The sequence below is a fragment of the Photobacterium sp. GB-36 genome (assembly GCF_003026135.1).
In the GTDB taxonomy this organism is placed as follows: domain Bacteria; phylum Pseudomonadota; class Gammaproteobacteria; order Enterobacterales; family Vibrionaceae; genus Photobacterium.
This window is the reverse complement of the sequence record NZ_PYNY01000013.1, coordinates 69,371-93,484: the sequence shown is the minus strand read 5'-3', so window position 1 is coordinate 93,484 and position 24,114 is coordinate 69,371. Positions and strand designations below refer to the sequence as shown.

Annotated in this window: 17 protein-coding genes; 10 read left to right on the top strand and 7 right to left on the bottom strand. The window is 37.3% G+C overall.

Features of this window, described 5'->3' with window-relative positions:
- Positions 1 to 352: 352 nt before the first annotated feature.
- Positions 353 to 1,495: a cyclopropane fatty acyl phospholipid synthase gene (gene cfa, locus C9J46_RS13150; RefSeq protein WP_107291018.1), complete on the top strand. Its 1,143-nt coding sequence runs from the start codon at positions 353 to 355 to the stop codon at positions 1,493 to 1,495.
- A gap of 62 nt (positions 1,496 to 1,557) precedes the next feature.
- The gene (locus C9J46_RS13145) at positions 1,558 to 2,499 is read left to right on the top strand and encodes a patatin family protein (RefSeq protein WP_107291017.1); all 942 of its coding nucleotides are present in this window, start codon (positions 1,558 to 1,560) and stop codon (positions 2,497 to 2,499) included.
- 4 nt (positions 2,500 to 2,503) lie between these two features.
- On the opposite strand, the gene dtpA is transcribed toward C9J46_RS13145, so the two are convergent.
- On the bottom strand, positions 2,504 to 3,955 hold the full coding sequence (dtpA, locus tag C9J46_RS13140; protein WP_107207931.1) for a dipeptide/tripeptide permease DtpA: 1,452 nt from the start codon (positions 3,953 to 3,955) through the stop codon (positions 2,504 to 2,506).
- Positions 3,956 to 4,187: 232 nt separating this feature from the next.
- On the opposite strand from dtpA, the gene C9J46_RS13135 reads away from it, so the two are divergent.
- The gene (locus C9J46_RS13135) at positions 4,188 to 5,501 is read left to right on the top strand and encodes a hypothetical protein (RefSeq protein ID WP_107291016.1); all 1,314 of its coding nucleotides are present in this window, start codon (positions 4,188 to 4,190) and stop codon (positions 5,499 to 5,501) included.
- A gap of 123 nt (positions 5,502 to 5,624) precedes the next feature.
- Here the strand turns inward: C9J46_RS13135 and yciH are convergent, their stop codons facing one another.
- The gene (yciH, locus tag C9J46_RS13130) at positions 5,625 to 5,948 is read right to left on the bottom strand and encodes a stress response translation initiation inhibitor YciH (protein WP_107207928.1); all 324 of its coding nucleotides are present in this window, start codon (positions 5,946 to 5,948) and stop codon (positions 5,625 to 5,627) included.
- 121 nt (positions 5,949 to 6,069) lie between these two features.
- Between yciH and C9J46_RS13125 the strand changes: the two genes are divergently transcribed.
- Both C9J46_RS13125 and C9J46_RS13120 read left to right on the top strand, forming a co-directional pair.
- The gene (locus tag C9J46_RS13125; protein ID WP_107207926.1) at positions 6,070 to 6,696 is read left to right on the top strand and encodes an HAD family phosphatase; all 627 of its coding nucleotides are present in this window, start codon (positions 6,070 to 6,072) and stop codon (positions 6,694 to 6,696) included.
- An 85-nt stretch (positions 6,697 to 6,781) separates the two neighbouring features.
- Positions 6,782 to 7,294: a RimK/LysX family protein gene (locus C9J46_RS13120; RefSeq protein ID WP_107207925.1), complete on the top strand. Its 513-nt coding sequence runs from the start codon at positions 6,782 to 6,784 to the stop codon at positions 7,292 to 7,294.
- Between the two features lie 68 nt (positions 7,295 to 7,362).
- On the opposite strand, the gene C9J46_RS13115 is transcribed toward C9J46_RS13120, so the two are convergent.
- Complete coding sequence (locus tag C9J46_RS13115; RefSeq protein WP_107207923.1) at positions 7,363 to 7,722, bottom strand: DUF3319 domain-containing protein; 360 nt, start codon at positions 7,720 to 7,722, stop codon at positions 7,363 to 7,365.
- 214 nt (positions 7,723 to 7,936) lie between these two features.
- Here C9J46_RS13115 and C9J46_RS13110 point away from each other — a divergent pair, with 214 nt between their 5' ends.
- Positions 7,937 to 8,905, top strand: coding sequence for a tyrosine-type recombinase/integrase (locus tag C9J46_RS13110; protein WP_107291015.1), 969 nt, complete (start codon positions 7,937 to 7,939; stop codon positions 8,903 to 8,905).
- A gap of 87 nt (positions 8,906 to 8,992) precedes the next feature.
- Here C9J46_RS13110 and C9J46_RS13105 read toward each other — a convergent pair whose 3' ends face one another.
- On the bottom strand, positions 8,993 to 9,988 hold the full coding sequence (locus C9J46_RS13105) for a D-alanine--D-alanine ligase (RefSeq protein WP_107291014.1): 996 nt from the start codon (positions 9,986 to 9,988) through the stop codon (positions 8,993 to 8,995).
- Positions 9,989 to 10,296: 308 nt separating this feature from the next.
- On the bottom strand, positions 10,297 to 11,205 hold the full coding sequence (locus tag C9J46_RS13100) for an SPOR domain-containing protein (protein ID WP_107291013.1): 909 nt from the start codon (positions 11,203 to 11,205) through the stop codon (positions 10,297 to 10,299).
- 533 nt (positions 11,206 to 11,738) lie between these two features.
- Here C9J46_RS13100 and C9J46_RS13095 point away from each other — a divergent pair.
- A complete protein-coding gene (locus C9J46_RS13095) occupies positions 11,739 to 12,248 on the top strand; it encodes a hypothetical protein (RefSeq protein ID WP_107207916.1) in 510 nt (169 codons plus the stop codon).
- Between the two features lie 50 nt (positions 12,249 to 12,298).
- Here the strand turns inward: C9J46_RS13095 and C9J46_RS13090 are convergent, their stop codons facing one another.
- Positions 12,299 to 13,987: a GGDEF domain-containing protein gene (locus C9J46_RS13090; protein WP_107291012.1), complete on the bottom strand. Its 1,689-nt coding sequence runs from the start codon at positions 13,985 to 13,987 to the stop codon at positions 12,299 to 12,301.
- Positions 13,988 to 14,288: 301 nt separating this feature from the next.
- Between C9J46_RS13090 and C9J46_RS13085 the strand changes: the two genes are divergently transcribed.
- Positions 14,289 to 17,027 carry a bifunctional acetate--CoA ligase family protein/GNAT family N-acetyltransferase gene (locus tag C9J46_RS13085; protein WP_107207913.1) on the top strand — a complete coding sequence of 913 codons (2,739 nt, stop codon included), beginning with the start codon at positions 14,289 to 14,291 and terminating at the stop codon, positions 17,025 to 17,027.
- Positions 17,028 to 17,103: 76 nt separating this feature from the next.
- On the opposite strand, the gene C9J46_RS13080 is transcribed toward C9J46_RS13085, so the two are convergent.
- Positions 17,104 to 19,053 carry a CHASE3 domain-containing protein gene (locus C9J46_RS13080; RefSeq protein ID WP_107291011.1) on the bottom strand — a complete coding sequence of 650 codons (1,950 nt, stop codon included), beginning with the start codon at positions 19,051 to 19,053 and terminating at the stop codon, positions 17,104 to 17,106.
- A gap of 273 nt (positions 19,054 to 19,326) precedes the next feature.
- Here C9J46_RS13080 and C9J46_RS13075 point away from each other — a divergent pair, with 273 nt between their 5' ends.
- Positions 19,327 to 20,184, top strand: coding sequence for a DUF4344 domain-containing metallopeptidase (locus tag C9J46_RS13075; RefSeq protein ID WP_107207910.1), 858 nt, complete (start codon positions 19,327 to 19,329; stop codon positions 20,182 to 20,184).
- Positions 20,185 to 20,364: 180 nt separating this feature from the next.
- Positions 20,365 to 24,105, top strand: a complete 3,741-nt coding sequence (locus C9J46_RS13070; RefSeq protein WP_107291010.1) for a YdbH domain-containing protein — start codon at positions 20,365 to 20,367, stop codon at positions 24,103 to 24,105.
- The last annotated feature ends 9 nt before the right edge of the window (positions 24,106 to 24,114 follow it).

Below are 24,114 nucleotides of genomic sequence, written 5' to 3'. Positions count from 1 at the left end.
CTACTTTGTAAAAAATAGATTCTGATTTCCTTACCCGTTGTTTTTTTAATTTTAACTCCCCAACATCACAGTAAAATTATTCACGCCCAATGTCTGTATTTAGTTTTTTTGTGTCTTTAACTCTAAATACAGAAAAAAACATCCGCGATATAATACTTCTAACTTAAGAACAATTCGTATTTAAATGTATGTCGGTTTAATACTTTATTATTTTTAGTAAATCTTAATATCACTTTCATCTATTTTGAATTTTATAAAAATATATGTTTGATACTATTCCTGAGAATTAAACAATAAATCACATACATTATTAAAAATCATTGTATATTATCAATAATAATCAGGGTCTGTTATGCCTAATAAAGAACTTTTTTCTAATCTTTTAAATCAAGCTGACATTAAAATTAATGGTGACCGTCCGTGGGATATTATCGTTAACGACGATAAGCTTTTCGATAATATTTTATCTCAAGGAACTATTGCCTTTGGTGAAGGGTATATGGATCACCTATGGGATTGCCAAAGAATTGATATTCTAATAAGCAAATTATTACGTTCAAATATTGAAGAAAAACTTTCAAGCACAGATAAGTTTAAAATAGCAGCTAAAATTGGCGTATCTAAACTAAAAAATCTCATCAATCATCAATCTGTATCTCGTGTAAAAGAAGATGTTCCTTTCCATTATGATATTGGTAACGATTTATATACTAATATGTTAGATGATCGTATGGCTTATACTTGCGCATATTGGAAAGGAGCAAAGAATCTAAACGAAGCTCAAGAAAATAAAATGGAATTAATTTGTCGAAAACTGGATTTGAAACCAGATATGCGCTTGTTAGACATTGGTTGTGGTTGGTCTAGTTTTATGAACTATGCTGCTGAAAAATATGGTGTTATTTGTGATGGCTTAACGTTATCCCAAGAGCAAATGAAACTAGGTCAAAATATTGCAGATAATAAAGGGCTACCTGTAAGAATTATTTTAGAAGATTATCGTGAGTATCAGCCAGTTCAACAATATGATCGCATTGTTTCTATAGGCATGATTGAACACGTAGGTCCTGAAAATTATACCGAGTTTTTTAATTGCGCTAATCGTTTTTTAAAAGATAATGGTATTTTCCTTTTACATACTATTGGTAGCCCAGTATCAGTGAATCAAACTGACCCGTGGATTAATAAATATATTTTTCCTAATGGTGTTGTTCCATCTATTACACAATTAAGCAGTGCGCTTGAAGGAAAAATGAATATTGAAGATATTCATAACTTTGGTCCTGATTATGATCAGACATTAATGGCATGGTGTGAAAACTTTGAACGTAACTGGCATAAAATATCTGATCAATATAACGACCGTTTCTATCGTATGTGGCGTTATTACTTATTAAGTTGTGCTGGTGCATTTAGAAGTCGTGATTTAAACCTATTACAATTTTCACTAACAAAAAATGGTTGTGAATTACCATTACATGTTCGTGCTGCGTAAACAATTACCGATAATTTTTAGGTTAAAATTATCGGTATTTTTTAACTAAAATGGATTTAACCATGACTGGAAAACATATCTCATATTGTCGTAATAATTTTGAAGCTCTTTGTTCTACAAAAAAAAATATTTCAGATATCGCACTTGTTACTGAAGGTGGAGGCCAACGAGGTATTTTTACTGCAGGTGTTTTAGATGCGTTTCTTGAGCATGAGTTTAATCCATTTTCGTTATTAATTGGTACTTCTGCTGGTTCATTAAATCTTGCCTCATATATCTGTGAACAAAAAAAACATGCTTATCGTGTGATCACAGAAATCACCACAAAGAAGAAGTTTTTTAGCTATTCCAAACTGTTTTCAAATCGAGGTGGTATGGATTTGGATTGGTTATTAGAACAAACCCAAACCACATTAAAGTTAGACTGGGAAACGGGTCGCCGTAATATGCAAAATAAAACGGTGCTTGCTAGTGCTTCAGGTATTGATCACCATCAAGCGGGATTTTTTGATTTAAATTCTGACTCATGGGATCAACGCTTAAAAGCCTCTTGTGCTATTCCTGTATTAAACCGTCAACCTATTTATTCTGATAATCATTATTGGGTTGATGGTGGCCTTAATGCTCCAATTCCAGCTAAAGAAGCCTATAACCGTGGTTTTAAAAACATTGTTGTTATTCGCACTAACCCTATTGGCCTTAGCGCGAATCATGAATGGTTACATAAAGTAAAAGCAGGCTTATCAAAAACTAAAGCAGCAACATTAATTGATATGCTGTTATTACACGAGAAAAGCTATAGCGAGAGTGAACACTTTATTGCCAACCCTCCTGATGATGTTAATATTTATGAAATCTTCCCGCATAAGCCTTTGAAATCTAAACTTATTGGTAGTGATATAACTTCATTAAATCACGATTATGAACATGGTAAACATTTGGGAATATATTTCCTTAAGACGATGATGTCTTATTGCCAGTGTACATGTTGTAAAATCGCGTAACGGGTTATTTACCTTGTATAACACGAGTGAGTTTAGGTGCCATCATCAATGTTATTATGGCAATAATACCCGTGATAACGCCGATTTCTTTAAACACTACACCATAAATTTCTAGCGTTGTATGTGGATCGGTTACCCCTTTAGGTGCGGCTGTTAATGTTGCCACCCACCCTGCAATAACCGCTGCAGTTGCTGATGTTAAAAACCACATCCCCATGGCAAATCCCATCATCCGTTGTGGCACTAATTGGGCTATCATCGCAAGCCCTAATCCTGAAACTAATAGCTCACCAAGAGATTGCAATAAGTAGCTAAGTATTAACCAATTTGAGCTCATTATACCGTTAGCATCTGCATAATGGCTGCCTAAGGTTAATATAAGAAATGCACAGCTACATAACACCATACCTAAAGCAAACTTATAGGGCATGGAAAAGTTTTCGCGCGTTTTGTTATATACCATGGCGAGTATAGGGCTACAGATCATGATCCAAAATGGACTGAGTGCTTGAAATTGCTCTGGCTGTACTTCGATACCAAAGATCTTATGGTGAATGTTGTGTATAGCGAAAAAATTTAACGACGTTGGCATTTGAAAATACAGAACAAAGAAGACGATTCCTTGTAGCATAAGTACAAACGCAACCATCATCTTTGCGCGCTCTAATCCTGTCGTTTGTAATGCTTCTTTGAAATATAAGGTAACAATGGTGACACCCACAACGGCAAGGATCAGGTGAGCATAAAAGATATGTTGCAACAAAAATGCACTCACAAACGCTAATAGAATAGTTCCTATAACAACGATAAAATACTTACCGTAATTAACTGGCTCTTTGTCTGGTTGAGAACCAATGTTCTTTACTAATCGACGGCTAACAAGAAAATTAGCGATGGTGATCAATAAACCAATTGAGCTTACACCAAATGCGATTCCATAACCTAGATGCTCAGATATCCATGGGGTAAGTAATGTAGAGATAAATGAGCCGAGGTTAATCGCCATATAATACATGGTGAAAGCACCATCTAATCGTGGATCATTTTTTTCATAAACTTTAGCTAATAAGCTGGATGGATTCGCTTTAAATAGGCCATTACCAATAGTAATAAACCCCATCGCAATATAAATCAGTTCCTTGCTATTAAATTCGCCTGACGCTGAAATACCCAGTAGTGCATACCCTAACATAAGCACAATTGCACCCAATACGATGGTGCGTTTTGTACCTATAATTTTATCACCAACCCAGCCACCAATAGCAATAGAGCCAAACACCAATGCTGAAAATGCGCCAAATAAGGTAAATGACTCGGCTTCTGACATGGCAAGCACATCGACCAAGTAAACGGTAAGGATGGCTTGCATGCCATAAAAACCAAAACGTTCCCAAAACTCGATGGAAAAAATGAGATAAAACGGCTTGGGTTGTTTAAAAACATTAAGTTCTGACATGTCTATTCTCTTTATTTTTATGCATTTTCAGTAACCGTTCCAACATAGTATTTTACTTAGTAAGCGCTTTTTATGTTGCGGCATTATTTTAAATTTTATTTATATATGACACCTTCACTATAGAACATTCTTGCTTCTATACCTCAATTCTTAATTATGCGATTTGTGATTATTTATTGCTCACTATCCTTTCTGTAATTGATTCTAAGCACAATAAGTACAGGAATGATTGATGAAGTACACGATACTTTTTGTGTTATTAGCTTCTTTAGCCTACACAGGATGTGGAGGAGGAAGCTCTGATGACACAACAAATACAACTGAAGTTGATACACCAACGGCTGAGCTCCCTCCCCTTGATGAACAACTTCCCAGCACACCAGAGAACGAAACTGAACCTACTGATGATCCTGAGCCTAAATTTTTGATCAGTGATATCTCAAGCGGTTATTACGATAAGTTGTATGACGCGGTAGGTAATGAGTTAACGCTAGATAAAGATCAGGTTTTATCTATGCAAGACGCATTAGTTGATGATGTGTTACCTATTTTGACAGAGGAACAGCAAAATACATTTAACGAAGCTTATAAGGCATTTGAAGATCTCGATGAAAAAAATGAGGTTGATAAGGTCTTATTTTCTAATAGCATGATAGATGCCATGTTAAGCAGTGCAGATAAAGCGACACAAGATAAATACCTTACTTCGTTTCGCTTGTTCCGTAAACAGACCCATCACCTGTTCCCTATTTCACGCTTAGGTGATTACAGCTGGCTATTTGAGTTTCTAAATCAACGCTCTTGGTTAACGCATATTATATTGATCCCACCAGAAACGACTGACGATTATGCTGCGACTTGCCGTGAAAATAATGTCCCTATTCCACCCGATTGGGGCTCTGATTTATGGGTACACCAAGGTACAGCAACCACTGATTTTCTTGCTAGCCGAAGAACTGAAGTTTATGCCTATGAAGATCCTAGTGTTGCAGGAACCTGTATGGCACTACCTCGCTGGAGTTTAGGGGCTTCAGGCAGTGAATATATACAATTTCTTGGCATCATTTGCCAAAGTAAAACCACAGGTAAAGCGTGTTTTTGGGATAATATCAGTAAAGAAACAGGCGGAAGAATTACAGGTGGTGAAGATTTAACGTTTAAAATTTCGGATATTCAAAATGGTGATAACCTCGCTGAAAACTGTACTAACTGCCATAGAGGTAAGAACGTTTTCTTAATTCACCCCGACACGCCAATTGATATTTCTGATGATTACGACATTGATCCTAATGTTCGCTATCAGCCGATCTCTGCACAAGGCTGGACAAATCCCCCTGCCTTTGCTGAACTTGGCGATGGTGCATGTGCGAGTTGCCATGAGATAGGTGGTATCTCCTTTGATTATTGCAACACAGTGCTAAGAAGTGCAGCTAATCAAACCATGCCTGGCACAGCTATTTCTCCCGATCCTGCGGGTTGGGTCGGAGACGATTCGTTCTACGGTAACCATATTCAAGCAATGATTGATGCAGGCTGCCCAGAGTAACATGATGTACTCACTACAACAGGTTGCTTTGTAGCCTTTTCAATTAAAATTCCGAGCGTTAAAAATATAACTCATTTCAAAGCAAAAGAGGCCGCTTAATGGCCTCTTTTCTATATTGCTGACTTAACCGCCAGCTAATTTTACTGTGTGACCTTTTTTCTCAAGGTGCGCTTTAATTACATCACGCTTATCACCTTGAATTTCAATTTTTCCATCTTTTACTGAACCACCACAGCCACATACTTTCTTCAATTCGGCAGCAATTAACTTTAGTTGGGTGTCCTCAACATCTAAGCCCGTGACAATAGAAACTCCCTTGCCTTTACGACCTTTAGTTTCACGCTGAATACGGACAATACCATCACCTTTTGGGCGAACGGGTGCTACAGTTTCTTCTTTAATTCGACCAGTTTCGGTTGAGAAAACTAAACGACTGTTATCATTCATTGTGCAATTAGTCTCATTGTTTACGTGGTTATTGTGAATAAGCTTTCAAGTTCACATATGAATCTTGCTAATTCGCTTTAAGCTAATATTATCAAGAAAAGAACACTAAACGGAACAGCTTATGATTCGGAATGTTATATTTGATTTTGGTGCAGTGTTATTTGAGTGGGATCCACAGAAAATAGTAGATACTTTTACTCAATCTATAGATGAGCAAAATATCCTAATGAAACAAGTACTCGCCCATCCTGATTGGTTAGCGCTTGATCGTGGGACTATGCTTCTAGCAGAGGAAATACCTAAATTTTCAGCAAGGACAGGGATTTCATGCCAACGGATGGAAGATTTCATTAACCATATACAATTAAGTTTGGAAAAAATACCAGAAACTGAGGCATTATTTTTTAGAATTCTAGATAAAAACTACCCTACCTACTACCTAACCAATATGTGTAGTGCTTTTTTTGAAACCTTGTACGAAAAGCATCATTTTATTTCATTTTTTGACGGTGGTGTTGTTTCAGGAAAAGAGCTAACTATGAAGCCAGAGCCTGAAATCTTTGATCTTTTGTGTCAACGTTATCATCTTAATCCCCATGAATGTCTCTTTATTGATGATCATTATCCTAATATCGAAACAGCTAAATCACTCGGGTTTAATACGGTGCATTTTACACCAACGCAAGACTGTATAAGAGAAATAGAAGAAGTACTTGCAATGTTTAGCCCTGAAATCCAAGCTTTTTAATGAATTTTAACAATCACTTGAACCAATAATGGTGTATCCAGTCTATTATCAGTAAATAGATATATTATTTGTTTCAGGAGTATGTGTGAAAAACATTTTTATCTCTGCGGTGCTTTTGCTTGCCTCAGGAACAACTTTTGCTACACCACAATGTGATGGAAAATCCATTGTGGGCCCCGTTGAAACGATCAAAGTAAAAGATCTTGGTATTAATTATAAAGCCCGTATAGATACAGGAGCTAACACAACATCTATCAATGCTTACAATATCAAAATCGACGGAAAAACTGAGAACGACGACAGTAAGCAAGGTATGCATAATAATTTAGGACGCAAGATTACTTTCACAACTGAGAATGAGCTTGGTCAAGAAGTCACGCACACCGCTAAAATTATTAAAGTAAGTAAAATTCGTAATGCGCAAGGTGTCGAGCGTCGTTATGCCGTTGTCATGGATCTGATTTGGAACGGTCAGAACAAAGCAATTCCTGTTAACTTACGTGATCGTAGTAAATTAGAATACAAACTCTTAATTGGACGTAACTGGCTAGAAGGTGATTACCTTGTTGATGTTACAAAAGAAGATGCTGACGATTAGATAATAAAAAACAAAGAGTAAGTCATAACGATTAAAACAAAGCCTGCTGAATTAGCAGGCTTTGTCGTTTATTGCGCTTTAGATTGTTTCTCAATGACTTTATCAAGGTATTGCTTAATGGATGTCGCATTACCCTTTAATAACTGCCCTCTTAAAAGCAAATACCATTCGTTAGGCTTACCCGTATCATTACGTATGATAAAACCACGATAGTTCTCAGATGAACCTTGGGAAACGGGCTTTGAGGATTGAGATGAGAACTTCTGAGGATGAATGAATGTACTCATGTCCAACCACCAATCAACACTTTTTTTAATTTCAGTCAGTGTGCCGCTGATAGGGTTACCTTTAATTGCTGATTTCCATTCATTGGTAACGCCCGTTGTATTTTCAATAGTATATCCACGGTGAAAAATCCGTTTTTTCATACTGTTGATCCTTGTCTTACTTTAAGTCCAACATCATGATAACAAGGTTACCATTTGTTAATAAATGCTCTGTAATTTAAGCATGATGTTTTATTGATGACTAGTATTTTAATGCTACTAAAGCGGTTTATGTTTAAAGTTTGCATACTTTGTTCAATATATAGTGTTATAATTTACTCTAGATATAAAGTTATAGTGCGTTAGGTGTTAAGTAATGGCGAAAAAAATTCCAATTATTGATTGTGATGTAAAACGTGCCAAAAGTATTACTCAGTTTAAACAAGTGGCAGATAACATTGCTATTTGGCAATCACTTACCCACCATAGTTACGCTAAAAATACCTTGGTGGCGTTTAAAAATGACTGGAACCACTTTTTAATGTTCTGTGAAAACAATAAGGTATCAGCATTACCTGCAACAGCCGAAACAGTGCATCGTTTTATCGAAAAAATGGCAGAGTCACGTAAATTAGCCAGCTTGAAACGTTACATTGTCACTATAGGGCTTATTCATAAATGTCATGCCCTAGCTAATCCATGTCAAAGCCAAGAAATTAAGCTCGCAATGCATAAGCAGCGGTTAGATAAACATGATGACTACACCCATGCACAAGGCTTTAGAGATAATCATTTACAGGCATTACTTGATATCTTTGCCCTATCAACAAAACCCAAAGATGTCCGCGATATGGCCATTTGGGCTATTACCTTTGAGGCAATGTTAAAACGTTCAGAAGTCGCAGCACTGACAATAAATCATATTGAAATAGAAGATTCGGGCTTAATCAATATCACTGTAAACGATAGGATTATTGCCCTTAGCGATTTAGCCTCTAAAGCGGTTCAACGCTGGTTAACACTCGGCATGATTATGGACAGCTTTGTATTTAGACGTATTGATAGACACAGTAACATTGGCGATAAACCACTGGATCACTCATCAATTTACCGTGTTTTCCGTCGTGCAAGCCAAGAGTTGGATTTACCTGCTGATGTCATTTTCTCAGGACAATCACCCCGTGTTGGTGCAAGCCAAGATTTAGCCGATTCTGGTCTATCTATTAGTCAAATTCAGCATCAGGGACGTTGGCGAAGCCCTGCTATGCCCGCACAATATATTGGCCAACGTGGTAAACGTGATAATGAATTAAAAAAATTCGCTAAGAAAAACAGCGATAAATAACTTCACATCCACCAGCAAAAAGCCCGTAAACTTGTTCATAAACATGTATACGGGCTTTATTTTATATTTAGCTAAACGTGGCGATGATTACTTCGCTGCGCTCTTAATTGCTTGTTCGATGAACTCAGCAAATTTATGTCCGTGATGCTCTAGCATTTTCGGGAACATAGAAATTGGCGTCATTCCTGGGAAGGTATTGATTTCATTCAGTAGGATTTCGTTGTCTTCACTTAGGAAGAAATCAATACGAGAAAGATCTTTTAGCTTCATTTGTACAAACGCTTTACGAGCATAAGTGCGGATCGCTTCAATCTGCTCTTGCGTTAAGTTCTCTGCTTCAACCATGGTGGTTGATACACTATCAGCGCTGTATTTTTCTTCGTAGCTGTAGAATTTATCAGTTGGGCAAGATACTTCACCCGGCTTGGTGATCACTAGCTCGTCACCGTATTGGTAAGCAGCAATTTCCAGTTCACGTGGACTAATCGCTTTTTCAATAAGTACTTGATCAGAGTAACCAAACGCATTGTTAACAGCATCTGTTAGTTCTTGTTCAGTCGTTACGCAGTAACAACCAACTGAAGATCCCTGACAAGCCGCTTTAACAAAGACCTTGCCCCACTTTTTAAATGCTTCAAGCGCTTCTTGATGTGCTTCTTGGTTGTTTTCACTTAGGAAAATATAAGGCGTGTTAGGGATGTTTAGTGCATCAAACCACAGTTTAGTTGTGATCTTATTAAAGCAATTTGTGCTTGCTTCTGCTCCACACCCTAAGAAAGGTAGACCAGCGATTGTCAGTAAAGATTGCAGATCGCCCGTTTCACCTGGGAAACCATGAACACAAGGAATGACATAATCGATCACTACTTCTTGATCGCCAACAATCAATGTTTTGTCTAAATTTAACTCACAAGAACGATTTTCAGCGTCTAACCAGCCGTCATTTTTAGTCATCTCTACTCGAGTATAAGTAACACCGCTGATCGTTTTTAGTTGCTCTTCAATAAAGTTTGCTGATACGAGAGAAACTTCATGCTCAGCACTACCGCCGCCGCATAATAATAAAACATGGATAGAGCTCATCATCATCCCTTGTAAACGCCGCTAGCTTTAGATGTCGCTAACGTGAAAATAATTAATAACTTTGATACAAATAGAACCAATGCAAAATCGTCAAAGTCTGTGTGAATAACATAGTAATCAAAAAAATCGATACTGTGCACCCTCTGCTATCGCTAATCGTGATTTATTTTAAATTTGACTCGTTACTTGCTTAGTAAATCAACGCTTCTAACACCGTGCTTACATGTATCTACTGGACTTACGGCAATAAAAAAGTCATTTACCGTAATAAATGACTTTTCATCAATATAATCTGTTATGTGAAATGCTTAACGAATACGTTGTAATGTTGGATATTGTGTTGCTTCAATATCTGCGAGGTTACGAACAAATGCGCCAGATTGAACCACTTTTTGAGGCATAGCTGCCAGTGCTGCTTTTGCAGTTTCATAATCCTTGTAATGACCATATAACAAGGTATAGACACTACTACCATTGATCATCTTATCATTGAGCCATGCGGGTTGATCGGTGGGTAACTGACTTAAATAGGGTTTAAATTCATTTGTTTCACGCATGGCTAACAGTTGAATACTGAACCCTTTAACGGCTGTGGTTTTCTCCCCTACTGCCGCTTCTTCTGTCACAGCCTCTTTGCTAACTGCGTTTTGTGTTTCATCGATTGGCTGTGTATTTGGCGTGGCTTCTGTCGCTTGTTCATTTACAACTTCAGGTTCTGGTGTACTTTCAACCGCCATTTCTGCCGCTTGTTCAGCCGTTGTTGCTGCTGTCGCTACATTCGCTGCTGCTTGTGGTGTTGCCTCGACTACATTTTTGTTCTGAGTATTTTGAGCAACACGTTGGGCTGATACTTGATGGTCTTCACCCACGATATCTACCATATCATTAGGTGTTTGAACCTTAGCATTATCAGCTTGTGCTATATTTTGCTCAGGCTCTATTGCTGTCGTCTGCGTATTTGGGGTTTCAGTTGTTGTTGGTACAACAGCAGGTGTTGTTTCTGTTGGGAGTTGTTTTTCACTAATGGCGACAGATTCACTGGATAAATATAAAGGTTCAGACACAACACTTGGATCGACTTCCGCTACGGTATCGATAGGTTTTATTGTTTGTTCTGCATTAGATTGATTAATTGTTTCAACCGGTGCTTGAGTTTGCGGTGTAGACATACAGCCAGTAAGTGCAGCTAGCATACTGATAGTAAATATTTTTTTCATGATTGGATTCAGACCTAACGAAAGTGTAGCAACTACATTAATGATATTCTGCCGTGCCTTTATTCACCAATCAACAGTAACCTTCTATTAATAGATTCTTTATTAAGTAATTGTTTTAAAGGTCACGCTAAAAAGGAAAAAAGCCCCCTGCATTATACAGAGCGAAATGTTAGCGATAAAAAGAATTAATACGGTTCAGTTGATTATAATGTTGCATTGATGCCTAGCCTTTACTCTCGATCACCAGCTACATTTGTATTTGTTTTTCCACCACCGCCAAAGTACTCAATATCAAATAAGTTCTTCAGATTTAAGCGTAATTCAACATCGGTTTCAGTAGCACTCATACCGTCAGATATACCTGAGTCAAAACGTATATATTCATTTTAAGCATCGATATTTTTTCTCATGAAAGGTATTTTTTTAAAGCAGGTCAATGAAAAGCTATATTGACTAAATAGTTATTTAAGTCAGCATCTTCATTCAGTAAACTGACGTTATTATTTTGTATTGTGTTTTATTTTGGAGTAGATATGGCTGATCCCCATATTAAATGTGAACTTGATGTATTAGATAAGCTCACTGTTGTGCTTTACCGTTCTGCACTAACGATTGCTGCACTTATCATGGCTATTATTGGCTACGAAACGATACCAGCAACGCCATTCTTAATTATTGTCGCTTTATTAGCTTCAACAACCGTCCACATTTATGACAAACGCTTCCGCTGGTTAATTCAAGGGGCTGGTTTATTTGCTGCTATTTGGCTAATTGCTGGTTTATGGCAACCGTTAGCATTAGGTGCTGCTTTATTTGTGTTTAGCGCACTCTCCGTCAAAGAATACTTTTGTTTTCAAATTAAAGCATTGCTGCTTACCCCTATTGTATTAGCTGGCTTTTGGTTCTGTTTTATCTTTAATGTTCCCGCCGGCGTTATTGCGTGTGCAATGCTTGGCGCAATCTTATTAGGCGTAGCTGCATTTAGTAAGTGGCGTATGCCATTACATTTTGATATTGGTGATAAAACACGTTATCAAGTTTAAGCAATGACATTTTATTGATGATAACAAGAGATCATAGTGATCTCTTTTTATTACTGCTTAGCCAACTTTCGAATATGTTTCTGTTCATACATATTCTGATCTGCAATGTTGAGTGCAGCTTTAACACCATCATCTAAGGTGCTAATACCATATGAAAAGCTCAGATATAGTTCTTGAGCTGAAAAATACTCTTCAATACTAGTACGTATTTTTTCCATTCTTTTACTTACAACATCAACGTATAGACTATCGAACAGTAATATAAATTCATCGCCGCCAAAACGAATCATGACATCATTCGCACGTAACATAGTTTTCAAAGTGTAAGCAAAATCACGTAGAACCTCATCGCCTTTACTATGTCCGTACGAGTCATTAATAGGTTTAAAACCATCTAGATCAATAAACACTAATTGTTGGCTATGTTTAACATAGCTTGATTCTAAGTAATCTTTTTGAAAGCAACCCGTTAAATTATCAATCGAGATATTACCGTTATCTTCATAGACACTACAAATCACAAAGTCTTGGCCAAAGTGGGTTAACTTTTGGCGATAAGTCTGAAAAAACTGACTACCATTGTCTGTTTCTACGGTTTCATTTGATGTAATGAAACAACTATTACCATTAAGTAATTCTTGATCTAGCGCTAAGCAAGTACGGTAATCAGGAAATATTCTGCATACCTCATCAACAGGTACATCAACTAAATCCATATTAAGGTAATCAATATGCTTTTGATTGTTATAAATCGCATTACCGTTATTATCACGAATAATGACAAATGCATCACAGGTACTAATCAGTGATGACATCAGTAAAGATGGTGCACTATTACAGTTTTCTAAGATCTGTTTATAATTCTCGTTGATCCTTTGTTGCTCTGCATAAACATCAAAACTATTGGGACTCACACCGATAATATTATAGTGATCAATTTGAGTTAACTTTTCTATCGCCGCTCTGGCTTCTAGTGGGCTTTTAGAACGATTAAGTTCATAAATCGCCTGATCAAGTGCTAAACATAAAGACTTTTGCCCTTTTTCATTAACTGACAAGGACTTTGTAGGTTGCAATTTATCTACATGTAACGGTTTGGAAAAATAGAAACCTTGATATTCCATCTCTCCAAACTGCTTTAGCAAATTCAACTGTTCAAAGGTTTCTATTCCTTCAACAATAATTCTTTTACCTAGAACTTTAGCTATTTTTTCATAAGTTGTTCTTACTAACGAATAGGCGACATAGCTTTGATCTATATTCTCAATTAATTTTCTATCTAATTTAATGTAATCGACATCAAGATGAATCAACATCTCACTATTGATATAGCCTTTGCCGTAATCATCCAGCGCAAAATTCACACCAACGGCTTTTAATTCAGCAATTGCCGCTTGAATTTGACGAAAATCATGACACTTATCATGGTTCGTTAATTCTAATATAACATTTTTCTCAACAGCGAAGATATCTTTACATTGTTTAATAAACTCAAAGTTAATCAAACTGTTAATTGAAATATTAATCGCAATTCTTATCTTTGACGCACAGTGATTAACTCCACGTTGCTCAAGTACCTGACGAATAACCATGAGATCAAAATTCACAGTATCTTCTACAGCATTGACATAGTTTTGAATATTAATCGATTGTTCGGCAGCACATAATAGCGCTTCATAAGATGAGATTTCGCCGTTGATATATCTGGGCTGATAGTGGAATGTAAATTTAGATAGCATATTTATTATTCTTTCTTGTTCTATATTAATGAATAATAATTCAACAGTTAAAAATACTCCAAAAAGAAACTGTAACAAAATCTATATAAAAACAATTAGATAACTTATTGATAAAAAATAATGTTAATTGAATGAATTGTGTAATTATCTAGTCAAGTATCGATATTAATGATCCTCTTAGCTTTATCTCTTTATGAATTTATTACGTTCAGATCACAGCTCTTTGGCTAGGTTTTCCATCTTATCTGATTCAGGTTTATCCTATAACTAGCTTATCTATTAACTATAAAGGATATCGATCATGGATGGGATGAGACGTTTGCTCAAACCAAAATCAATTACCGTTATTGGCGCATCAGATAACCCTTCGCGTGCCGGTAATGTGGTTATTCGGAATCTCTTATCCGATCAATTCCGTGGTCCTATTATGCCTGTCACACCAAAATATGATGCGGTAGCAGGTATTCTCGCTTATCCTGATATTGCTAGCCTACCGCGTGTCCCTGATTTAGCTATTGTGTGTACTCGGGCTGAGTTAAATATTGATATCGTTGAACAACTGGGTAAGAAAGGCGTTAAAGCTGCTATTATTCTTGCGGCAGGAATGAATAATCCACAGTTAAACCCCGCCCCTTTTACGCCAAACCATCAGCCAAGCCTTGAAGATCAAATGTTGGCGAAAGCCAAAGTATATGGAATGCGATTAATCGGCCCTAATAGTATGGGATTGATCTTACCGTGGCTAAACTTGAACGCATCGTTTTCTCCCATAAGTGCTAATAAAGGAAATATTGCCTTCATCTCTCAATCGGCGGCTGTTTGTACCACTATTTTAGATTGGGCAAAAAATAAGAGTATTGGATTCTCTACCTTTTTGTCACTCGGTGATGCTTGCGATATTAACTTTGCGGAGTTATTAGATACCTTATGCCAAGATTCTAAAACAGAAGCGATTTTGCTTTACATTGATTCGGTAAAAGATGCACGCCGTTTTATGTCTGCCGCTAGGGCCGCTGCTCGTAACCGCCGAATACTGGTGTTAAAAAGTGGCCGAACCCAAGCCGGTAGCTCTGCTGCACATATCCATACCGGTGGTGATATTGGCTTAGATGCGGTTTATGACGCTGCGATTAGGCGATCAGGTATGTTACGCGTAAACAATACTCATGAACTGTTTGCTGCGGTTGAAACACTTGCCCACTCTGTGCCGTTACGAGGCGAGCGCTTAGCGATTTTAACCAATGGCGGCGGGCCTGCAATTATGGCTGTCGATGCGCTTTCAGATCGCGGTGGAAAACTTGCCCAACTCAGTCCTGAAACCATTAATCGGCTTTCTGCTGTGTTACCTTCATCTTGGTCTCACTCTAATCCCATTGATATTATTGGTGATGCTGATATAACGCGTTACCAACAGGCAATTAAGATCTTATTAGACAGTGATGATTTTGATGCCTTATTGATCATGCACAGTCCATCTGCTATTGCGCCCGATACAGCGACCGCTGAAGCACTCGTTGACACTCTCCACCAGCACCCTCGGACTAAACGTTTTAATATATTGACTAATTGGGCAGGTGAAAACGAAGCGGCTATAGCACGAAGAACCTTTACAGAAGCAGGGTTTCCTGCCTATCGCACTCCTGAAAGCGCAGTCTCCGCTTTCATGCATTTAGTCGAATACCGACGTAACCAAAAGCAACTGATGGAAACACCGGCTTCTGTTGGCTATGACAATCATAATTCACATCAAGTCCATGAATTAGTGAATATCATGCTGACCAATAATATTCATCATTTAGAAACGCATGAAGCTCGCCCGATTTTAGAATGTTATGGCTTTAATACTCTACCAACATGGATTGCGCTTGATGCTGTTGAAGCGGTTCATATTGCTGAGCAAATAGGCTATCCCGTTGCGGTTAAGTTACGCTCTCCTGATATACGACATAAATCAGAAATACATGGCGTTGTTCTTCATTTACGTACCGCAGCAGAAGTTGAAACCGCAGCGCAAGCTATCTTTGATAGGGCTACTATGCTTTACCCCACTGCGCGTATTGATGGATTGTTAGTACAACGTATGGCAGATCGTTCAGGGGCACAGGAATTGCGGATCGATGTACATAATGATCCGATCTTTGGCCCTGTGATCTTAATGGGTGAAGATAATGCGCATTGGGATATCCACCGTGACGCAGCAGTAGGTATACCACCATTAAATATGGCGCTGGCTCGTTATATGGTGATCGATGCTCTAAAAACAGGAAAAATCAAACAGCGCAGTGCATTAGAGAAAATAGACATTCCTGCTTTGTGTAATTTATTGGTTAAGATCTCACATTTGATCATCGATTGCCCAGAGATCAAAGCCCTTAATATTCATCCATTATTAATCAGCGGTAGTGATCTCACTGTGTTAGATGCCTCAATGGAGATTCAATCTTTCAGTGGTGATAAACAAAAACGCCTTGCGATACGTCCTTACCCTAAAGAGTACGAAGAAAGTTGTGTGCTCAAAGATGGTCAAACCTTACTATTGCGCCCTATTTTGCCTGAAGATGAACCGTTACATAAAACCTTTATGTCTAAGGTTTCGGTTGAAGATCTTTATAAACGCTTTTTCTCTGATGTCGGCGAGCTAAACCATGAAGCACTCGCTAAGTTTACGCAAATAGACTACGACCGTGAGATGGCTTTTGTTGCCGTTGCACAAAATGCCAATATCAACCCAGATACAAATGAGAAAGAAGATGTTGTTTTAGGTGTTGCTCGGGCGTTATCCGATCCTAAAAACCACGATGCCGAGTTTGCGATTCTAGTACGCTCTGATATGAAAGGATTAGGACTTGGCAGTATCTTAATGGACAAGTTAGTGAGATACAGTAAACAACGTGGATTGCAATATTTAACGGGAATGACGATGCCGTCAAATCGCGGGATGATCCATCTTGCAGAGAAAGTCGGTTTTAGCATTGATGTACAACTAGAAGATGGCATTGTGGAAATGCTACTTCCACTTACTGACAAAAAAGATAGCTAAGCTCCGAGGCAGCCATTCGATGAAATCATCAAATTGCTGCCTTTTTGATTTTATTGCTTATATTCAACATCTAACGTTAAACTTTAAATTGACGAATTATATAATGTAGCTGTGATGATAAATCAGATAATTCTTGGGTGGATTTAACGGTTTCATTAACGCTTTGAGCACTTTGCTGAGAAATCATATTCACCGTTTCCATGTTTCTATTTATTTCTTCAGTCGTTGTACTTTGCTCTTCTGAAGCATTAGCACTTTGTGTATTCATATCGTTGATCTTGGCTATAGATTCGCTGATCACGCCAAACGCATCTCGGGATTTCGTCGCATTCACAACACTTTCTTTCACAAAGTTATTGCTCTTATCCATGCTGACAACTAGTTCGTTAGTGCCTAGCTGCACTTTTTCAATTAATACTTGAATTTCTGTCGTTGAATCTTGCGTGCGTTTTGCTAACTCTCTGACTTCATCAGCCACAACAGCAAAACCTCGCCCTTGATCGCCAGCTCGTGCCGCTTCAATTGCAGCATTTAAAGCCAGCAAATTCGTTTGATCTGCGATGCCGCGAATAACATCTAAAATTCCACCTATATTTTCAGTCTCTTGCACCAATTGATTTAACCGTACTGAGGTGAGGTTTATTTCTTCATCAAGTTGATGGATACCTTCTATTGTATCTTTAACAATGATAATCCCTGATTGCGCTTCCCTATTTGCTTCATTAGCGAATTGAGCGGCTGAAAAGGCATTCTGTGCAACTTCTTGAACTGACATAGACATTTGATTCATCGCCACTGCCACTTCATCTGTCATATGTTGTTGTTCTTTCACACCTTGGCTTGATTGCGTCGTTATCGTGGTTAAATTATCTGATGCATTTCCAAGTTGATCACTCGCATTACTCATTTTTAAAATGATTTGTTTTAAGCTATCTGCTGTTGTTTGCAACGCAGTGAGTAATACACCTACTTCATTATTACCATTTGGCTTGATTTGAATCGTTAAATTACCGTTAGCGAGCTCTTTTGCGGCAACAACCGCTCGTCCTATTGGTCCAGTGATGGTTTTCGAAATAATAATGCCAATAATCAAGGTAAGAATCGCTGTAATGATTCCCCCCCAAGTAATCACTTTGGTTGCTAAATCCGCAGCATTTTCTGCCGATATTTTACGTTGCTGCATTAAGTCTTTTTCAACTACGATGATATCATTCACTTTAGTACGCAGTTCGTCCATGTAGATCTTGCCTTGCTTCGTTGAAAGCTCTTGGTATAAATCTTCCATCACTTTGTAATCAAGCCCATTTTTTATCAGCTTAATTGCAACCTCAGCATAATTATTAATCCAAGCATTGACGTTTCTATCTTCAAACTTGTTGAATTTAAATATATTTTCTAACTCTTTCTTACCGATGTAATACGGCTCAAGGTAAGCTTCATCTTTATTAATGATATAACCACGTAATCCTGTTTCCATATTAATTAACGCTTGGAGTACATCAGTGCTTTTATAGCCAAACTTTCTATCTTTTACTTCAACTCGAATCTGATCCATAAGCTTCTTCCCCATTCCAGAAGCTAATAGTTCATCGATTTCAATGGCTGCATTCTCACCACTTTTAATATCTTTTCGAAGCTTAATGATATTTTCTGCATACTTTTGCCAGTTCATCGCATCACTCTCGACTTTATCAAACCGTCGTTGTTGTGTTGGATTATCACTGGTCAATTGTTTAACAATATTAAGATCTTTTTTGAACCTATCTTTACCACTCACATAAGGTTCTAAATATTCAGTTTGCCCACCAATAGCAAAACCGCGCAGTCCTGTTTCTTGATCAATCATCGCACTAACAAGCCCATTCGCATGATCGATAACTTTATATGTGTGTTCTACTTTTTTGGATGTTTGCTCCATTGTATTAATTGCATTCCATACAATGGTAAATAAAACGCCAAGTAAAAAAATAACGAAGCCATTACTTATTAGTAGCTTATTTCTTATTGAAATATTGGAGATATTCATAATGTATTAGCCTTTTATTATTGAGTAATAACGGCAGATATGACGGCGATCACTTCAGTTAACCCAAAATGTCCATAGCTTGTAGCCTTATATAGAATAAGCAATTAATTGCACTTAAATTTATAAACTACAGTAATTTGTTTTAAAACTGAGAATATCAAACGTATTGATAAAATTATCTTTAAAGCCGTAGCATATTTAGCTAACAAAAATGCCTTATACACTATAATTTTCACTTTAAAGACAGTTATCCGAATTATGTGAGGTGTTACTGTGTATAACTATCTAAACACTGAGGGATATAAAACACGTCATTATTTATATTTACTCACCACTATCATGAGCTTTTTGTTTCTATCGCATTTTACTTACGCAGGAACGACCAAAAATATTGGTACCAACATTCCTCTTGATGATCAGTACGGATTAGCACTTGAACCTGCTCCAACTATCACTTATCGCTTTTTACCACCAGCAGCTGGACAGCAACAAATTGAACAATTTATAGAACAATCTCCTGTACTCGACACCATCAAACAACTTAGCCAACGTCGTTTTATTTTCTCACCCAGTTTACAGGTTGTGTTCGGTTCTAAAGATGGCCCACTGTTCGATCCTGAGAAAAATTCGATCCACATTCCCTATCAATTTGTCATTGAAGTCCGTAAACGTTTTAAAAATAAAGGCTTGATCAACAATCAACGAGAGTTAAATCAAGCAACAGAAGATGCATTATTACATACCCTACTACATGAAATTGGTCATGCTTATATTCTTGATAGAGCAATACCCATTTTAGGCAAAGAGGAAGATTCCATTGATAACTTTGCGACTATCCTATTACTTAACGATATCGCAAGAGGAGATGAAATAGCGATGAACTCCGCCGATTTATTTGCGTTAGAAGATCTGGATATAGACAGTTTTGATGACGCGGATTTTGTCAGCGAGCACAGTTTAGACTTGCAGCGTTACTATAATATTTTATGTTTAGTGTATGGTAGTAACCCTAACCGTTATCAACGTATATTCGATGAGTTACCCGTCTCTGAACGCCAACAGCAAAAAGAGCGTTGTCCTGAATATTTTTCTGTCATTAATCAAGGCTGGTTGCATTATCTTGCCGAATAACGATAAGCAAGCTGATATGAATGATATATTCATTGCAAATCAATATTTAAAGCTATAAATAACCCAAATATGACAAAGCAAAAAACAATCACTTTACTATAGGGCTATAATCTTTAATATCAATAACATGATAACGATTTACATTGTGTTGTTACACTTTTACGGATGAGTTTGTATTCTATGTCGAATGGCAGTCAAAAAGATAATAAAGCAGAAACAAACTCAGATATAAGTAAGAATGATCATACTAATGCGGTTTCGCAGCCTAAGCGATTCCGTCGCTTTCTATTTTGGACGATTTTACTTTTCACAACGCTTCCGCCTGTCGTACTTTCTATCTGGCTGAACAGTAAAGGGATCCACCTTAACAGCGTTTCAGGGTTACATTTCAAACATGGTCTTTCTGCCAAGAAAATCTCTGTCAGTATTAATGATACAAAATTAGAGTTTAACAATTTATCTCTTCAACGACGTCTCGATAAAACCAGTGGAGAAGTGTCGTATCATATAGTGGCAACAAAAACGAAACTGGTACTTCCTCCTGCAGCAAAATCAATGCTTAAAGAGAACAATGTACAACTTAACTACATACACTTTTGGGATGCTGATTTTAAGTTTACGCATTTTAAGACACCTTTTCGTTTTTCAGCCCATGCGCGAAAAGTAACAGCATCAGCGCTGCATACTAACAGTGTAAGTGGGTGGCCTAACGCTATCCAGATACTAGAAGATGTTAACGTAGATTTTAATAGTGATCCTGATATTGCATTATCTGGCACAGTAAAGCACGGTGTGATAACCCTGTTTTTCCCTGACTATAATCCCTCTCCTCATTATCGTTTACCTTTTAACGATGGTGATTTTTCTATTGCTTGGAAGAAGGATTCAACTCCACTCAAAATTAATATTGGCTCTTTGGTTCCAGAGTGGGAAACCTTATATTCAATTTTAGAAAAGCAAATCATCACGAAAATGGCTTTCGCGATTGATTTCCATGATCCAATAGACTCTATGGTGTTAACCACTGATAAATTTCATATTGAAGAACCTAAATATTTGCCGCAATTTGTTGAGCGTGCCGATATTAATAATAAGGGCTACCACTTAGGACAAACCATTGCCAACCTTGCGCAATTGCCGATGCACAAATTTAAAGTGAAATCTTTTACTTACGGTGATTTAATTTTAGATGCGAAGGTGGTTTTAGAAACACCACTCGCAAATACAGAAGGTAAGACTGAACAAAAAAAGCATAAAAAGAAAACAGCTAAAAAACTGGCGACACAGAAACAAATTGATAGAAAAAAGGCAATAGATCAAGCGAAACAACAAGCAAAAGATCTTAACGTCACAGAAGAAGCGCGAACAAAAGCGAAATTTATTGTTCGTGGTAAAGCACTTGCGCCTAATCCCTACGATCTTGATGTGACAGTTCGTCACTTAACTAAAATTGATGCATGGGTTAATACCCACCTAACACGCAGTGACGGTAACAACCTTTACTGTGAATCTAAAATCCTCTTTAAACAACCATTACCTACTTACTTCAATTGTAATGCTAACTTCAAAGACACCAAAGAATTTACAGATCGTCTAGGCCTAACTGAACTGCCTAACGCAAAGATCAATGGCCCACTGCGCTTTTGGGCTAAACAAACATCAGCTCCTATTGATGCGCCTAAGAATAAAAGCATGCTGCTTAACAACAAACTTGCTACCGCTTATTATGATGTAGGATTTGAATTACCTGAATCTTTTGAGATCGCCTTAAACAAGTACGCTCTCCCAGCAGGCTTATTCAAAAAATTTAATGGTGAGCACGCAGAACAACGTAAAAACAAACAACTTGCTGATGTTAAAATGATCAGTGATGGCAAAATCGAATTTAACGTGAATTTCTACGACAAGCTACTACGTGTCAATTTGAAAGATGACAGTAAAAAAATTAGTTTTGTTAATAAAAAAACGCAATCGGCTATCAAACTAAATTTTAAAGATCTCAGCTGTCTTTACCCTAATTTGCAATGTCATATTAATGCAGAGATTGAAGCTAAAGCCGATAAGATTTATCCCATGCCTAATAGTTTGATTAAAAACTTCAATTTTCGCACCAACATGGTAGCAACATGGGCTAACAACCTCTTAGTCGCAAAAATGGCTAAGAATAATATTTCAATGGATAATGTTGATGTTCAAAGTATTCCTGGCTTTCAAAAGAGCCAAAGTAAGAATGTTAACTTCCAGTTAGATTCATTAGTCGGACTCTATACACAAAATAAACAAGGTACTATTGGTACATTTACCATTTACCAACCAGCAGAAACAAAGGCATCACTGAATTCTGAATTTGTAGTAAACCGCCAAGAAGGAGCTCATTCAGATGAAAACAGGCATCCATCATTAAGTCGCTATCGCGCAGATCTAGGGATCAAAGTTAATAATTTTTATCTTAGCCAAGATTTGAAATTAGACGATGACACGTCATTAGAAAACGTGAAGCCTAATACGGATAGTACAAATAAAGATCCGTCATCTAAAGTGTGCAATCCTGTCATGCGAAGTATTCCTACTCCACCGTATAAGCATAGTCACGCATACAGTGTTGAAGCGTTAATTAAAGATAACGTCTACTCAGCGACGGCTCTACCACAATTGAATGTTTGTGCGGGAGCATCACATTTCACTGCGCCATTACGTAACGAAATTGATAATCCAGAGGCTTTTTTAACCGCGTCTATCATCGATACATCAGATAATATAAACCACAATACAGATAGTGACGTTATTCTTAAACCACTGATCATTAGGTCTGATTACGGTATTGTATTTAATGTTCAACGTAATCAATTAAAACTGGGTAAAATTTACAGTGATGGCCACGTACAGTTATTAGGCAATGAGTTAACCCTCAACAATCAATTTAAAAACAGCAGAAAGGCTTTATTTGCAGATATTGATTTACACGCTAACTTTGACACTGGGAACTCTCACATAAAGTTACAACGTCACACATTTGATTTTACACCAGAGCAAGATCTCAAAAGCTATTACATTCCTATATTGCCGATTGATTTAAATATTACCCATGGTCAGTTAACCACGAGTGCCGATATTCATATAAATAAAGATGCACAAATTACAGGCTCTATTGAACTATCAAGTAAAGGCATTACAGGTGCGTATGAAAGTTATCGCTTTGGTAACGTTGATAGCAATGTAGAATTAACGCTGATTGATTCTAATGTGAAAACACAATCACCGCTGGAAATCTCAGCCGATTATCTTGATCTGGGTATTCCGATGTCAAACCCTCGTTTTGTTGCTGATTTTGATACCGCAAAACAGTATTACCATATTGCACACGGTTCAACTGAGCTTTACGGGGGAAATGTCACTATTACACCACTCACTATCACTAGCCTGAGTAATATTAAAGAAGTTCCTTTAAAGGTAACGGGGATTGATTTAAAACGTGTCATGGCGATTGCGGATCAAGACAATATTGAACTAACAGGAAAAGTGGATGGTATTATTCCTATTGCACTTGATAATCGCAGTATTGTGATACGTAACGCTTCGCTCGATACCCGTACACCCGGCGGCGTATTACGCTACATTGAAGGCTCAAGCCTTGATAAAAAAATTAAAGAGGCGGGCGCGTCAAGTCCGCTCAATATTGTAAAGGTTTTAGAAAATTACCATTATAATAGTATTGCTCTTACCTTTGATTACGCTAAAAATGGCGACCTTTCATTAATAACAGAAATCAAAGGTCAAAGCCCAGACTTCCAGAACGGACGTCCGATCCACTTAAACATTAATTTAAATGACAATATCCCTAAATTATTGCGCTCAAAAGATTTGATTTATTCATCACATTTAGTCGCTCAAATCAAACAACAACTTGGCATTCAAGAATAAGAAGACAAC